16 protein-coding genes are annotated in these 12,899 nt (G+C 73.4%); 7 read left to right on the top strand and 9 right to left on the bottom strand.

Annotated elements, in window-relative coordinates:
• Nucleotides 1-2: 2 nt before the first annotated feature.
• From LTT61_RS03075 to LTT61_RS03065, 3 genes are read right to left on the bottom strand one after another with little or no spacing between them, the layout of a single operon-like run.
• Entirely contained in the window at nt 3-920 is a 918-nt protein-coding gene (locus LTT61_RS03075; RefSeq protein WP_233018397.1) for an NAD(P)H-dependent flavin oxidoreductase, read from the bottom strand.
• 25 nt (nt 921-945) lie between these two features.
• On the bottom strand, nt 946-1,824 hold the full coding sequence (locus LTT61_RS03070; RefSeq protein ID WP_233018396.1) for a GNAT family N-acetyltransferase: 879 nt from the start codon (nt 1,822-1,824) through the stop codon (nt 946-948).
• Nucleotides 1,825-1,865: 41 nt separating this feature from the next.
• Nucleotides 1,866-2,549, bottom strand: coding sequence for a GNAT family N-acetyltransferase (locus LTT61_RS03065; RefSeq protein ID WP_233018395.1), 684 nt, complete (start codon nt 2,547-2,549; stop codon nt 1,866-1,868).
• 190 nt (nt 2,550-2,739) lie between these two features.
• On the opposite strand from LTT61_RS03065, the gene msrB reads away from it, so the two are divergent.
• From msrB to LTT61_RS03050, 3 genes are all read left to right on the top strand, one after another.
• On the top strand, nt 2,740-3,195 hold the full coding sequence (gene msrB, locus LTT61_RS03060; RefSeq protein ID WP_233018394.1) for a peptide-methionine (R)-S-oxide reductase MsrB: 456 nt from the start codon (nt 2,740-2,742) through the stop codon (nt 3,193-3,195).
• Nucleotides 3,192-3,701, top strand: a complete 510-nt coding sequence (gene msrA / locus LTT61_RS03055) for a peptide-methionine (S)-S-oxide reductase MsrA (protein ID WP_233018393.1) — start codon at nt 3,192-3,194, stop codon at nt 3,699-3,701. The genes msrB and msrA overlap by 4 nt, the downstream gene beginning before the upstream one ends.
• 194 nt (nt 3,702-3,895) lie before the next feature.
• Complete coding sequence (locus LTT61_RS03050; RefSeq protein ID WP_233018392.1) at nt 3,896-4,438, top strand: YaeQ family protein; 543 nt, start codon at nt 3,896-3,898, stop codon at nt 4,436-4,438.
• A gap of 3 nt (nt 4,439-4,441) precedes the next feature.
• Here the strand turns inward: LTT61_RS03050 and LTT61_RS03045 are convergent, their stop codons facing one another.
• Nucleotides 4,442-5,260, bottom strand: coding sequence for an NAD(P)H-binding protein (locus LTT61_RS03045; protein WP_233018391.1), 819 nt, complete (start codon nt 5,258-5,260; stop codon nt 4,442-4,444).
• 76 nt (nt 5,261-5,336) lie between these two features.
• On the opposite strand from LTT61_RS03045, the gene LTT61_RS03040 reads away from it, so the two are divergent.
• On the top strand, nt 5,337-5,735 hold the full coding sequence (locus LTT61_RS03040) for a winged helix-turn-helix transcriptional regulator (protein ID WP_233018390.1): 399 nt from the start codon (nt 5,337-5,339) through the stop codon (nt 5,733-5,735).
• A gap of 4 nt (nt 5,736-5,739) precedes the next feature.
• Nucleotides 5,740-6,024, top strand: coding sequence for a hypothetical protein (locus tag LTT61_RS03035; protein WP_233018389.1), 285 nt, complete (start codon nt 5,740-5,742; stop codon nt 6,022-6,024).
• A gap of 13 nt (nt 6,025-6,037) precedes the next feature.
• Here LTT61_RS03035 and LTT61_RS03030 read toward each other — a convergent pair whose 3' ends face one another.
• Together LTT61_RS03030 and LTT61_RS03025 are read right to left on the bottom strand one after the other, a co-directional pair.
• A complete protein-coding gene (locus LTT61_RS03030; RefSeq protein ID WP_233018388.1) occupies nt 6,038-6,478 on the bottom strand; it encodes a nitroreductase family deazaflavin-dependent oxidoreductase in 441 nt (146 codons plus the stop codon).
• A complete protein-coding gene (locus LTT61_RS03025) occupies nt 6,475-7,056 on the bottom strand; it encodes a PadR family transcriptional regulator (RefSeq protein ID WP_233018387.1) in 582 nt (193 codons plus the stop codon). The genes LTT61_RS03030 and LTT61_RS03025 overlap by 4 nt, the downstream gene beginning before the upstream one ends.
• A gap of 180 nt (nt 7,057-7,236) precedes the next feature.
• Here LTT61_RS03025 and LTT61_RS03020 point away from each other — a divergent pair, with 180 nt between their 5' ends.
• Both LTT61_RS03020 and LTT61_RS03015 read left to right on the top strand, forming a co-directional pair.
• Nucleotides 7,237-8,880, top strand: a complete 1,644-nt coding sequence (locus tag LTT61_RS03020) for a cutinase family protein (RefSeq protein ID WP_233018386.1) — start codon at nt 7,237-7,239, stop codon at nt 8,878-8,880.
• A gap of 229 nt (nt 8,881-9,109) precedes the next feature.
• Nucleotides 9,110-9,391, top strand: a complete 282-nt coding sequence (locus LTT61_RS03015; protein ID WP_233018385.1) for a hypothetical protein — start codon at nt 9,110-9,112, stop codon at nt 9,389-9,391.
• Between the two features lie 62 nt (nt 9,392-9,453).
• Here LTT61_RS03015 and LTT61_RS03010 read toward each other — a convergent pair whose 3' ends face one another.
• The 3 genes from LTT61_RS03010 to LTT61_RS03000 form a co-directional block, all read right to left on the bottom strand.
• Nucleotides 9,454-10,398, bottom strand: coding sequence for a hypothetical protein (locus tag LTT61_RS03010; protein WP_233018384.1), 945 nt, complete (start codon nt 10,396-10,398; stop codon nt 9,454-9,456).
• A 106-nt stretch (nt 10,399-10,504) separates the two neighbouring features.
• A complete protein-coding gene (locus tag LTT61_RS03005) occupies nt 10,505-11,896 on the bottom strand; it encodes an ABC1 kinase family protein (protein ID WP_233018383.1) in 1,392 nt (463 codons plus the stop codon).
• Complete coding sequence (locus LTT61_RS03000) at nt 11,893-12,888, bottom strand: DUF1702 family protein (RefSeq protein ID WP_233018382.1); 996 nt, start codon at nt 12,886-12,888, stop codon at nt 11,893-11,895. The genes LTT61_RS03005 and LTT61_RS03000 overlap by 4 nt, the downstream gene beginning before the upstream one ends.
• Nucleotides 12,889-12,899 lie beyond the last annotated feature (11 nt).

Here is a 12,899-nt window from a genome sequence, read left to right as displayed (position 1 = left end):
GCTCATTCCGCTGCCGCGCCGAGCGATTCGAGAATCTCGGCGGCGGTCTCCACCCGGGTGATCGCCCCGACGCCACGCCCCGCGTCCACCGGCGCGGTCGCCGGATCGGCGGCGCGCGAGCGGAGTTCGGCGCGGGCCACCGGGTCGCCGCGGAGGTCGTCCTCGTGCCCGGCCCAGCGGTCGGTGGCGGGGTCGCGCAGCACCCGGGACGGGAACCTGGCGGGCCAGGGGAGACCGGCCGCGATGTCGTAGGCACTGGTCAGGACGGTGTCGTCGGCGGTGGCGGCGATCAGGGCGTTCCGGCCGGGTTCGGGAAGAAGTGATTCGGCGCAGGCCGCGAAGCGGGTGCCGATCCACGCCCCGGATGCCCCGGCGGCCAGGACCGCCGCCAAGTCGGCCGCGGTGGCGATGCCGCCCGCCGCCAGAACCGGGATCGGGACGGCGGCGAGCACCTCGTCCAGCAGCGGCCGCAGCTCGGGGGCGGCCGTCCCGTGGCCGCCGCCCGCCGCGCCGCGCGCCACCAGGACGTCGATTCCGGCGTCGTGCGCGCGCTTCGCCTCGTCGGCGGAGTACACCTGGGTGGCGGTGCGGATGCCGTGCGCGCGGGCCGCGGCCACCCAGGACAGGTCGGTGCCGAAGCTCACCGAGAGCAGCCAGGGCCGCGCGGCCAGCGCCTGCTCGAGCAGCTCCGGTTCGGCGCGGAGCACCCAGTCCACGACGCCGATTCCGACGCCGTCGCCCGCGAGCGCCAGCTCGGTCCGCAGCGCCGCCGCCGAACCCGCGCTGCCCATGCCGATCATGCCGAGCCCGCCTGCCGCGCGCACCGCCGCGGCCAGCCGCCCGCCCGCCACCCCGCCCATCGGGGCATTCACCACCGGAATTCGCAACCCGAGTTCGCGCGCCCACGCCGTCGTCCGCATGGGTTCAGTGTGACCGCGGCCCGCGTCAGTCCAGGACCAGCTCGACCATATCGGTCACCGGCCGGTAGCCGATGCGCTGGTAGATCTTGTTCGAGGTGGGGTTGGCGAGGTCGGTGAAGAGGCAGACCCTGGCACCGCCCGCGGCGAGCACGCGGGACGCCTCGGCGACGGCGGCCGAGGCCCAGCCGCGACCGCGCTGCTCGGGCGGGGTGTAGACCGGGCCGATCCGGGCTACGCCGGAGGCCGGGGGATTGACGCCGGTCAGCTGCACCGGCTGCCCGGCGTGCTCCCAGAACCAGAGCCTGCCCTTCGCGATCCGGTAGCGGATGTCGTCCGCGACCGGCTCGCCGCGCTCCTCGTCCGGCCCGTGCCCGGACTCGGCGGCGATATCGGCGTTGAACGCGCGGAGCCACCTCGCGGCGAGCTCCGCCTCGTCCGGCCGCACGGCCCGCAGCGCGCCGGGGACGCCGAGCGGCGGTTCGAGGGTGCCCAGTTCGAAGAGCCGGGTCCGCACCCGGGTCCGGACCGTGCCGCGCCCCGCCAGCCGGGCCAGCTCGGTGAGCAGGTCGGCGGCGACCGGCAGGACGCCGTGGGCGGCGGTGAGCCGCTCGCCGCGCGCGTGCAGCACCCGCGCGAGCTCCAGCGTGGCGGCGGCGGGCATGGAGAGCAGGTAGGCGGGGCGGCGGCCGAACGTCGCGGTGCGCATCGCGGCCCCGACGACCCCGGCCCCGTTCCGGACGGTCAGGAACCACTGGTCGTCCGGGAGCGGGACACCGTCGGCGCGCTGCGCCACCTGACGGTCGGCGAGCGTGGTCACCACCGTGCTGCGGACCGGGTCGGCGGCGAGGTAGCGCCCCGCCGCGGTGCGGAAGGCGGCGGCGTCCGGCGTGAACTCCAGCTCCATGGGTCGACGGTAGCGAGCGGCATCGGCGGGGCGCCACGGGTTTACGGGCGCCAGTTGTCCACGGTGACGGCCCACAGGTCGTGGTCGCGGCGCTGCCCGCCGACGGTCAGGTAGCCGGCCATGGTTCCCTCGCGGACGAGCCCGAGCCGGGCCGCGAACCGCGCCGCGCGCTCGTTCTGCACGCTCACCGGCGCCGCCACCCGGACCAGCCCGAGCGGGCCGAACGCGTAGGCGAGCACCAGCCGCCCCGCGACCAGCGCGGTGCCCGGCTCGGCCAGCCCGGCATCCATCCAGATCCCGGCCTCGCCGCGCCGGTCGTGCTCCTCGACCCGCAGTTCGCACTGCCCGGCGAACCGCCCGTCGACCTCGATCACCACGCTCAGCAGGGTGCCGAGCCGAGCACCCCAGCGCGCGGCCAGCCAGTGTCCGGTCCAGGCGCGGTCGGTGTGCTGGGAGCCCCAGCCGCGGCCGGTGCTCACCCAGTACGGCTCGATCGCCTCCCGGTTGCGCAGCCGCGCCCGGCGCCAGGCGGGCGCGTCGGTGAGCCGCGGCGGCCGCACGTGCACGGTGCTGCCGCACGGCGCGACCTCGGTGGCGTCGAGTGCGAGCCCCGCGCCCCCCGCCGCCTGCGCCAGGCGGCGCAGCGGCCGCAGGTGGAACCGGGCGATCGACACCGCGACACCCGGATTCGCCAGCACCCGGAGCCTGCCCGCCGCCCCGCTCACGCGCCGCGCGCGGCCCCGATACCGCACCGCCGTGTCCGAAATGACCAGTTCAGCGCGGTTTCTCCGGGGTGGGGGCACGGTGTCGGCGCAGTCACCCCAGCCACAGTAGCCGCGTGCGCGCCGAACGGGACCGACGGGACTTTTCCCGGCCGCTCCGCGGTTGTACGGGGAGCCTGAACGAGGAGGTCGTGTGGCACAGGAGTACAACCGCAACCCCGCGGCACTGTCGGCGCTCTCGCCGGAGCAGTACCGTGTGACCCAGGAGAACGGCACCGAGCGTGCGTTCACCGGCGAGTACTGGGACAACCACGAACCCGGGCTCTACGTGGACGTCGTCTCCGGTGAGCCGCTGTTCGCCTCGGTCGACAAGTTCGAGAGCGGGAGCGGGTGGCCGAGTTTCACCCGACCGATCGACGCGCACAACGTCGTCGAGAAGAAGGACTTCAGCCACCTGATGATCCGCACCGAGGTGCGCTCGGCGCACGGCGACAGCCACCTCGGCCATCTGTTCACCGACGGCCCTCGCGACGAGGGCGGTCTGCGGTACTGCATCAACTCGGCGGCGCTGCGCTTCGTCCACCTCGACCGGCTCGAGGCGGAGGGGTACGGGCAGTACACCGCTCTGTTCACGAAGGAGGAGGCGTGACCGACACGCGTAGGGCGATTCTGGCAGGCGGGTGCTTCTGGGGCATGGAGGACCTGGTCCGCAAGCAGCCGGGGGTGCTGTCGACCCGCGTCGGCTACACCGGCGGCCGCAACGACCACCCCACCTACCGCAACCACCCGGGCCACGCCGAGGCGCTGGAGATCGTCTACGACCCGGAGCAGACCGACTACCGGGCGCTGCTGGAGTTCTTCTTCCAGATCCACGATCCGTCCACGAAGGACCGGCAGGGCAACGACATCGGCACCAGCTACCGGTCGGCCATCTTCTACCTGGACGACGATCAGAAGCAGGTCGCGCTCGACACCATCGCCGACGTCGACGCCTCCGGGCTCTGGCCGGGCAAGGTCGTCACCGAGGTGACGCAGGCGAGCGAGTTCTGGGAGGCCGAGCCGGAGCACCAGGACTACCTGGTCCGCTACCCCAACGGCTACACCTGCCACTTCCCGCGTCCGGGCTGGAAGCTGCCCAAGCGCGCGAACGCCTGATCCGCATAGGACGGCGGCGGCCCCGGCGAGCACGCCGGGGCCGTTTCGCAGGTCAGGGGGCGAGCGGGTCGCGCCCGGCCGGGGTGAGCGCGTTCCTCTACGCCCGGCATCCGGACGGCGCATGGGTCGAATACGTCGAGTGGAGTACCGAGGTGCGCGAGCAGGTGCTCGGCACCGGCTAGGCTGCTGCGTTCATGGCACTGAGCGCGACCCTGCACACCTTCGCGGTGCACCTGGCCGATGTCGACCGCGGCGTCTACGAGGAGTGGGAGACGCGCGTGGCGCGGCATCCCTCCGAGACCGCCGAGTTCATGATCACCCGGCTGCTCGCCTACTGCCTGGAGTACCGGGAGGGGATCGCGTTCAGCGACGGCGGCGTCTCCTCCACCGACGAACCCGCCGTGCTCGCCCGCGACCACACCGGCCGGATCACCGCCTGGATCGAGGTCGGCGCCCCGGACGCCGAGCGGGTGCACCGGGGCAGCAAACTCGCCGAGCGGGTCGCCGTCTACACCCACCGCGACCCGGCCAAGGTGCTCGCCCAGCTCACCGGCAAGAAGGTGCACCGGGCGGCGGAGATCCCGATCCGCGCCTTCGACCGCGCGTTCGTCGACGCCGCCGCCGGGCTGGTGCAGCGGCGCAACACGCTGAGCGTGTCGGTGACCGAGGACGTGCTCTACATCGCGCTGAACGGCACCGACCTGAGCGCACCGGTCACCGACCACCGGATCGAGTGAGGGTCAGCGGAAGGCGGCGGTGCTCCGGGCCGCCCACTCGGCCAAGGAGGCGGCCGGGCGGCCGAGCACTCGCTCGATATCGGGGTTCACGCGCTGCTCCTCCGGTGTCGGGCTGCCCAGGATGTCCAGCGTCGCCTCGGCCACCGGGGCGGGCATGAAGGCGCTCAGCTGCCCGGCCGCCTCCGCGCGGGTGAGCTCGAGGAACCGGAGCGGCTCGCCCAGTGCGGCGGCGAGCGCGGCCGCCTGCTCGCGCGGGGTGATCGCGGCCGGTCCGGTCAGTTCGTAGCGCTGCCCGGCGTGGCCGTCGGTCAGCAGTGCCGCGGCGGCCATGGCGGCGATGTCGCCGGGGTCGACGACGGGCAGCGCGACATCCGCGAACGGCGCGGCGACGGTCCGGTGCGCGCGCACCGACTCGGCCCACTGCAGTGCGTTGGAGGCGAAGCCGCCGGGGCGCAGCACGGTCCACTCCAGCCCGGAGGCGAACACCTCCGCCTCCAGCTGCGCCGGATGCCTCCCGGTGCGCACGCCCTGCGAGGAGAGCAGCACCACTCGGCGCGCCCCGGCCGCCGCGGCGCGCTCCAGGGTGCGGGTGAGCCCGGTGCCGCTCGCCAGGAAGTCGGCGGCGGTGAGCAGGAAGAGCCCCGTCGCGCCGTCGAGCGGCAGGGATTCCGGGTCGATGAGATCGGCCTGCCGGTAGGTCACGCCGGGGACGGGGTCGGCGGGTGCGCCGCGGGACACCCCCGTCACCCGCGCGCCCGCCGTCGTCAGCGCGCGCACCAGCGGGGCTCCCACGTTGCCAGTCGCTCCGGTCACCACGATCATGGTCGTTCCTCTCGTTCGGGGTCGAGAGGACGGTACTATCCTGGAGATAGTAGGTACCTAGACGAAAGTATCGGCCATGCAGCAGAATTCGTCGCCCGAACTGGCCTGCCCGATCGCGCCGGTCGTCGACGTGGTCTTCTCCCGGTGGACCACGCCCATCCTCTGGTCACTGCACGAGTACGGCCCGCACCGCTTCGTGGAGTTGCAGCAGCGCATCGGCAGCATCACCCCGAAGGTGCTCACCGAGCGGCTCCGGCACCTGGAGCGCGACGGTTTGATCTCGCGCACGTACTTCGCCGAGGTGCCGCCCCGGGTGGTGTACGAGATCACCGCGCTGGGAACGAGTCTCGCGCCGCTGTTCGCCGCGCTGGCCGAGTGGTCGCCGAATCTGGCCGCCGTCGAGCGGGCCCGCGGCGCCTACGATTTCGCGCAGCGCGAACGCGGCCCCGGGCGGCGCCGCCGCGCGGCAGACTGAGCCGATGAGCGACCCGATCGAGTTGGAGACCAGGCGCGCGCGGCTCGCGGCCGAGCTGGAGGCGCTGCGCGCCGGGGTGGCCGAGCTGGCCGCGGGCTACCTGGCCCTGCCCGAGCAGGGCGTGCTGCTCGACACCCCGGGCATCGGCGCGCTGATGACCCCCGGCTACTGCGTCGCCGGCGCCCGCGAGGTGCTCGAGGAGGCGGCCATCGAACTGGCCGCCGCCGCGGACGCGCTGCACCGCGCGGGGGAGTACACCGGACGGCTGCGCCCGGTCGTCTTCGACTGAGCCGCAGCGCCTTTCAGGCCGGGTCGATGCGGAAGGGGGCGAGCCGGTCGGCGGCGGCCGCCAGTTCATCGGCCGAGCCGGTCCGCACCACCCCGGCGTCCAGCATCATCGCCACCCCGCGCGGCACCTGCTCGGCGAAGGCGCGCAGGATCGGCCCGCGCTCGGCGACCGGCACCTCCACCATGCGCGCGGTGCGGCTGCGCCGCCCGCTGCGCAGCTCGACGGTCTCCGCGGCGCGCACGTTGTGCGCCCACGCCGAGCCGGGGATGCCGCTCAGCACGTACTCGGCGCCGTCCACCAGGAACGGGGTCACCGGGGTGCTTCGCGGCTGCCCGCTCTTGCGGCCCCGCACCGTCAGCACGGTGACCGGGCCCAGCGCGATGCCCACCCGCTGCAACCCCTTGACGACGACGTTGAAGAACCGCACCTTGCGGGGCAGCGCGACCTGATTCATTCTTCCTCCAGCTCCGGCCAGGCGAGCACGCCCGACTCCAATTCGGTGACGATGCCGTCCAGCCACGCCAGTTCGGCGCGGCGCACGGCCTGGGCGTACTCGGCTTCGAGCAGCACCGCGCGCGGGACCGCGGCGGCCGTTGCCACCCCCAGATCGGCGTCGACATCCGCGATCCGGGTGGTGAGCGCCGCCGCCCGGCGGCGCAGCAGCGCCACCACCTCGGCGGCGGACAGGTGCGGGGCGTGCGCGAGCCCGGCCGGGAACACCGGGAACTCCTCCGCCTGCTCGGCCAGGTACTCGCGCAGCTGCTCGGTGAGCTGCACCCGGCCCGCCGCGGTGATGGCGTAGACGGTGCGCTCCGGGCGGGCGCCGTTGCGATCCGAGCCCACCGCCTCGATCAGTCCGATGCCGTCGAGGCGGGCGATGGCGTCGTAGAGCGAGCCGCCGCGCAGCCGCACCACGTCGCCGACGTGGCGCTGCCGGATCAGCGCCTGCATCTCGTACGGGTGCCGCGGGCACTCGGCGAGCAGGCTCAGCACCGCGAGGGTGAGCGGGGTGCGGGCGGCACGGGGCGGCATCCACTGCCCTTCGGTCGAAGTCGAATAACCGAGTTCGACTATACGGGTGTGACCGGGGTGACGGAAGGTCGTCCGAGAACCACCCGTAACACCAACCCCTCGGATCCCGACGTGCCTGGTGACATACGGCCCGTCGGGGGGCCTGTCCGTCCGCTTGTCGAATCAGGAACGGATACCGGGATGCCTCTCAGGGATTTCTTCGCGCGCCACCGCATCGCCACCGCGGTGATCGCGCCCGCCACGCTCGGCGTGGTCGCCATCGTGGCGGCCACCTGGGCCATCAGCGCGCCGGGGCGCGACGACGCCACCCAGCTCACCAGCTCGGTCACCGAGTGCCACGACATGGTGACCATCTCGGTCGCGGGCCGCAACGACGCGCCCGCCGAGGACAGCACGAAACTGCTGGTCGACGCCGACGGCAAGCCGCTGCCCGCCGCGCTCGCGGGCGACCACAACAGCGAGTGGGTCGACCCGGTGGTCAACGCGCCCGACGGCGCCGTCGACCCGGACTCCTACGCCGCCGTCTACATCGCCTACCCGGCGGACATGTCCAGCTACGAGGCCGCGGTCGAGACCGGGGTGGCGAACACCAAGCAGGTCATGACCGAGATCAGCGCCGCCTGCCCGGACACCCGCTTCGCCATCGTCGGCTACAGCGAGGGCGCCGACGTGGTGCGCCGCGTCGCCATGGAGATCGGCAACCAGCAGCCGGGCGCCGACGGCGAGTACGGCATCGTCGACCCGGCCGACGTGGTCGGCGTGGTGATCCTCGCCGACTCCGGCCGCTCGCCCGGCGACGGCCCGTTCATCGGCGCGGACAACGCCTGCAGCAACCCCGACGGCTTCGACCAGAAGTACCAGGGCGCCACCTGCACCCCGGCCGACGGGCAGGGCGCGGTCGCCGGCACCCTCGGCGGCTTCGGCGCGCTCGACGGCAAGATCGCCTCCTTCTGCTCGGACGGCGACCTGACCTGCGCCGCCCCGGAGAACATCTCGCTGCTGCAGCTCGTGGTGAACGTGGGCAGGCAGCTCGACGTGGACCGGCTGCAGGCCGAGGGGCTGACCCCGGCCACCGGCGGCGACGTCGCGGTGGCGCTCGGCCGGATCGCGCTGGCCGCCTTCGCCGACATCCAGGCCCAGGGCCTCGGCACCTGGATGCAGAGCGACGAGACCTTCCTCGACGTGCTGCTCCGGGTCTCCGATCCGCAGTACGACCCGAAGGCCGCGCCGCAGAAGCCGGCCAAGGCCGACGCCATCGCCTCGGACAAGCTGTCGCCGCTGGCCTACCTGCCGCAGAAGATCCTGGACGAGATCGTCGGGCTGATCGCCACCAACGAGAACACCATCCCGGTGGTCATGAGCGATCCGTACCAGCTCACCCTCGGCCCCGACCACACCGGTCACCACTTCGACTACTGGGACGACGCCGACCCGAACAACGACCGGCCGCTCACCTCGGCCCAGTACGCCGCCGCCTGGCTGACCCACCTGGCCAAGCAGGCCCAGGCCGGGGAGCCGGTGGAGACCAAGGCCAAGCCGCAGCCCGAGGACTTCGCCACCGTCCAGGCCGCCGTCCAGAGCACCACGGCCAAGCCGACCGCGACCACCACCCCCAAGCCGACCGGCACGACCACCACGCCGACCACCACCCCGGGGACCACGAACCCCGGCGCGGCAGCGGTGACCACGACACCGCCCGCCGCGGCGACGACTACCCCGCAGGTCGCGGAGCCGCCCACCACGACGCCCCCGGCTCCGACGACGACCGGATCCGTCACCACCACGACCGGATCGGCGACCTCGACCACCACCGCCGCGCGCTGAGCCCGGCTGAACCGGCGGCCCCGTCCACGGACGGGGCCGCTGCTGTGCGTACCGCACCGTGACCGCGCAGAATGCGCCGGAATTGTCCGGTCGAGCGGGCTCGGAAGCGGTGGACATCGGCCATTGCCCCCGCGTTCACCCGCCCGTCGTCCGATGGCGGCATCGGCTGCCTAGACATTGGCCCGGCGGTAGCTGAGCTGCCGGCGCGATTTTCGAGAAGAGGGAATGTATGAGCACAATTCGTGCGTTCGGTGTGGCCGCGATCGCGGCGGGCATCGTGCTCGGCGGCTCCGGCGTGGCGTCGGCGCAGACCGACGTCGGCACCGGTTCGGCCAACTTCGCCGATGGCCTGACCAAGCTGCTGGTCACCGGCTCGGGCGGGGTGAAGCCGCTGCCGACGCCGATCGTCGATGGCTACCCCAACCCGTACCTGGACGGGTGGTCGGCCGGTTCGTCGAACCTGCTGACCGGGCTGGGCAACCTGATCGGCTCCGGCTCCGCGGGCAGGTAGCGGCAGCAGGCGACGGCGGCCCCGCCCGATGAGGTGCGGGGCCGCCGTCGGCGTTTCCGGGGTCAGTTCAGCGTGAACGGCGCGGTCGGGGCCGAGCCCTCGCCCTCGGCGCCGATGGCGTTGTAGGAGAGCGTGTAGGCGCCGGTGCCGGGGGAGTCGACCACGAAGACCGCGAAGTTGTCCGGCTTGTCGATGGTCTGGCCCGCTTCGAGCAGCTCGTTGATCGGGCCCTTGAAGTCGGCGGGCACCGTGCGGCCGTCCGGGGTGCGCACGCTGAAGTACTGGTAGTAGATGTTCGCGCCGCCCGCGGGGATGCCGGAGCCGCCGGTGAGCGTGACGTGCAGCGAGAGATCGGACCTGCCGCGGTCGCCGGTGCTGTAGCTGGGGTGCAGGGTGGCGCCGGTGATCGTGGCGGTGGTGTCGCCCTGGGTGAGCGTGGCCGAGATCGGGAAGCTGCGCGGCTGCACGCTCTGCACCTTCTCGTCCGCCTCCAGCGGGATGATGGTCTGGTTGTCGGTGGCGGTGCCGTAGACGATGGTCAGGGTGTCGATCAGGTGCTCGGCGTCGTCCAGCGACCGCACCGGGGTGTTGGCCTTGCCCTTGCCCTTGCCGCCCGCGGCGACGGTGGGGCTGTCGAAGGTCGCGCCGCCGTCGAGTTCGCCGTCGACCAGCAGGGTCGGGGTGAGGCCGAGCATGCGGTCGGTGAGGCCGGTGTTGGCGTAGGTGAGGTCGACGGTCACCTCGGCGCCGCCGTACTGGTCAGGGACCACGGTGGCCCGGTCGACGGTGATGGTGAAGTCGTCGTACCAGCCGGTCTTGCCGATGGTGCGCACGGTGGACTGCGCCGAGCGGCCGCCGGGCGCCGGCGCGCCAGCCGCGGGGGTGGCGGTGGCCGACGGAGAGGCCGGGGTGGCGGTGCCGACCTCGTCGTTGCAGGCGGTCAGGGAGAGCACGGCGATGGCGAGCGCCGCCGCGGTTGCGGAGATCCGGACGAGGGGAGTGGGCACAGCTGCCTCCAGGAAGTGCGAATCCGTCCGGCGTGGTCCGGGTCCGGGCGCGCGGCGGGTTCCGCTCGAAGATATCCCCGCGCGCGCCCGCTGTTAACCGGAGCGCTCAGGCAGGCAGCGTGGCTCCGCGCTCGGCCAGCGCCGCGGCCACCTCGTCGGGGAAGACATTGCGCAGCAGGAACAGGTCGGTTCCGAGGCGCCAGTCCGGGGCGAGGGTGACGGCGTAGCGCTCGAAGTAGCCCAGCTGCTTACCCATCAGGATGAGTTGCTGCGGGCCGCTCATCCCGCTGTCGGTGCCGAAGTCGAGCATCAGGCCGGTGACCGTCTTCAGATCCAGCTCGGCGAGCTCGCCGGAGAGGATCGGGCCGAGCACCATGGCCAGCTGGCTCCCGATGGCGGCGTCGTCGCTGCTCTGGTCCGGGAACAGGTCGAGTTCGCGCAGCGAGGTGGCGACCGGGGTGAAGTCGCCGTCGAAGGCGCTGGCATGGAACATGTTCCGCACCAGCTGCCGCCAGGGCGCGGTCATCCGCCCGACGATGCCGAAGTCGAGCAGGGCGAGCCTGCCGTCGTCGAGCAGCCAGAGGTTGCCCGCGTGCACGTCGCCGTGGAAGATGCCGTGCACGGTCACCCCCTCCAGCCACACCTTCACCAGCCTGCGGATGAGCAGTTCGGGGTCGGGGTGGGCGGCGGTGACGTCGAAGCGGTCCAGCGGCACCCCGCGCACCCGTTCCATGCACAGCACCCGCGGGCCGCAGTGCTCGCTGTACACCTCGGGAACCATGACGCCCCCGTTGTCGCCGAAGGCGCCGAGATCGGCCCGGATGCGGCGCTGGTTCTCGGCCTCCACCAGGAAGTTCAGCTCGCTCACGGTGGCCTCGTAGAGGTCGTGCACCACGCCGACGGCATTGGCGACCCGCGCCGCGTGCGAGAACCGCTGTAGCAGCCGGGCGGTGCGCAGCGCGGCGCGCAGGTCGACGATCATCCGGCCCGCGATCCCGGGGCGCTGCACCTTGAGCACCGCCTCGCGGCCGTCCGGGAGCACGCAGGCGTGCACCTGGGCCACCGAGGCGGCGGAGAGCGGGGCGTCGTCGAAGGAGCGGAAGAGCTCGTCCACCGGGTGCCCGAGATCGGCACCCACGATCCGGCGCGCCTCGGCGGCCGGGAACGGCCGCACCCGGTCCAGGCAGCGCAGGCAGGCCGCGGAGAGCGCGGGCGGGAAGGCGCCGGAGGAGGAGGCGATGAGCTGGCCCAGCTTGACGAAGAGCGGGCCGAGCCGCTCGAAGGCGTCGACGGTGGCTTCCGCGGCTGCCTCCTGCCAGCTCGAGTCGCTGCCGCGCAGCAGCCTCCGTGCGCTGTGGCGGCCGAGCCCGGCGAGCAGGCTGCCGCCGAGCACCAGCCCGATCACCAGCACCCTGGCCGCCTCGCGCACCCCGAAGCGGTCCAGCGGCGGCCGCTCCACCAGCGGCTCGCTGACCAGCCGCAGCGGCGCGGCGCTCACGGCGCCACCGCCACGCGCTCGGCGAAGTTCGCGCGGATCCGCAGCCGCCACTGCTCGTAGGCGGGCGGCCCCTCCGGGGCGGGTGGCGCCTGCGCGGTCTGCACCGCCAGCGCGGCGACCGTTGCCGCGTTCGCGCCGCAGACCACCTCGGACGCCAGTTCGGTGTTCTCCGGGACGAATCCGGCGTGCTGCCTGGCCTCGGCCGCCATCACCACGCCGATGGCGAGGTCGGGGAGGTGCGGGCCCGCGGCGGCGAGGAGCCGCAGCAGCGCGGCGCGGTCGATCCCGCCCAGGTAGCAGGCGACCGTGCCGACGCCGCTCCACAGATCCGCCCTGCGCTCCGGCGCGAAGGTGCGCACCGTGGCGGCGGCCGCGTCGTAGTCGCCCGCGTGATAGAAGGCGACGGCCCGGCCGATGCCCTGATCGAAGGCGCGATCGAAGTAGTCGGTGCGGCCCTCCCAGCGGTAGCGGGGCGCCGGCTCGCGGCGCACGATCCAGCGCTCCGGATCGAAGAAGGCGAGGTCGAAGCCGTAACCGTCGACCGCGAGCCAGCTCAGGTGCGCCAGCAGCGGCTCGGCCTGCTCGAGCCGGGGCAGCGCTCGCCGCCAGAGCGGGCGGGGCAGCCGGGAGAGTACGAGCCCGAACCCGATATAGGCCAGCATGGCGTGCGGCGCCCCGGGGCCGCGGGTGAATTCGATCGCGCGGCTCTGCTTGCGGGGCGACATCAGGTCCCGGATGGCGAGCGCGGCGACCGCTCCCTCGCAGGCGAGGCTGCGGTAGAGCGGATCGATCCACTCCAGCCGCTCCGCGATCTCGGCCGGGTCGGCGATGTCGGCGCCGTACTCGAAGCCCTCCAGCACGGCGCGCGGCACGCCCTCGTACCGCCGGGCCAGCGGGCCCGCGGTGACCGGGAAGCGGCGGGTGTGGAAGAGCATGTCCTTCATCGACGGCGCGGGCACCAGGTGCCTGGCGACGCCGAGCGCGGTGATCATGGTGGTTCACC

The organism is Nocardia asteroides (genome assembly GCF_021183625.1).
Classification (GTDB): domain Bacteria; phylum Actinomycetota; class Actinomycetes; order Mycobacteriales; family Mycobacteriaceae; genus Nocardia; species Nocardia asteroides_A.
The sequence above is the reverse complement of the archived record's forward strand: the minus strand, read 5'-3'. Positions and strand labels throughout refer to the sequence as shown.

Excerpts from the sequence above, each read along its gene's own strand:
- LTT61_RS03075 (WP_233018397.1), bottom strand. The coding sequence starts at position 920 with ATGCGGACGACGGCGTGGGCGCGCGAACTCGGGTTGCGAATTCCGGTG.
- LTT61_RS03070 (WP_233018396.1), bottom strand. The coding sequence starts at position 1,824 with ATGGAGCTGGAGTTCACGCCGGACGCCGCCGCCTTCCGCACCGCGGCG.
- LTT61_RS03050 (WP_233018392.1), top strand. The coding sequence starts at position 3,896 with ATGGCACTGAGCGCGACCCTGCACACCTTCGCGGTGCACCTGGCCGAT.
- LTT61_RS03045 (WP_233018391.1), bottom strand. The coding sequence starts at position 5,260 with ATGATCGTGGTGACCGGAGCGACTGGCAACGTGGGAGCCCCGCTGGTG.
- LTT61_RS03040 (WP_233018390.1), top strand. The coding sequence starts at position 5,337 with ATGCAGCAGAATTCGTCGCCCGAACTGGCCTGCCCGATCGCGCCGGTC.
- LTT61_RS03035 (WP_233018389.1), top strand. The coding sequence starts at position 5,740 with ATGAGCGACCCGATCGAGTTGGAGACCAGGCGCGCGCGGCTCGCGGCC.
- LTT61_RS03030 (WP_233018388.1), bottom strand. The coding sequence starts at position 6,478 with ATGAATCAGGTCGCGCTGCCCCGCAAGGTGCGGTTCTTCAACGTCGTC.
- LTT61_RS03025 (WP_233018387.1), bottom strand. The coding sequence starts at position 7,056 with ATGCCGCCCCGTGCCGCCCGCACCCCGCTCACCCTCGCGGTGCTGAGC.
- LTT61_RS03020 (WP_233018386.1), top strand. The coding sequence starts at position 7,237 with ATGCCTCTCAGGGATTTCTTCGCGCGCCACCGCATCGCCACCGCGGTG.
- LTT61_RS03015 (WP_233018385.1), top strand. The coding sequence starts at position 9,110 with ATGAGCACAATTCGTGCGTTCGGTGTGGCCGCGATCGCGGCGGGCATC.
- LTT61_RS03000 (WP_233018382.1), bottom strand. The coding sequence starts at position 12,888 with ATGATCACCGCGCTCGGCGTCGCCAGGCACCTGGTGCCCGCGCCGTCG.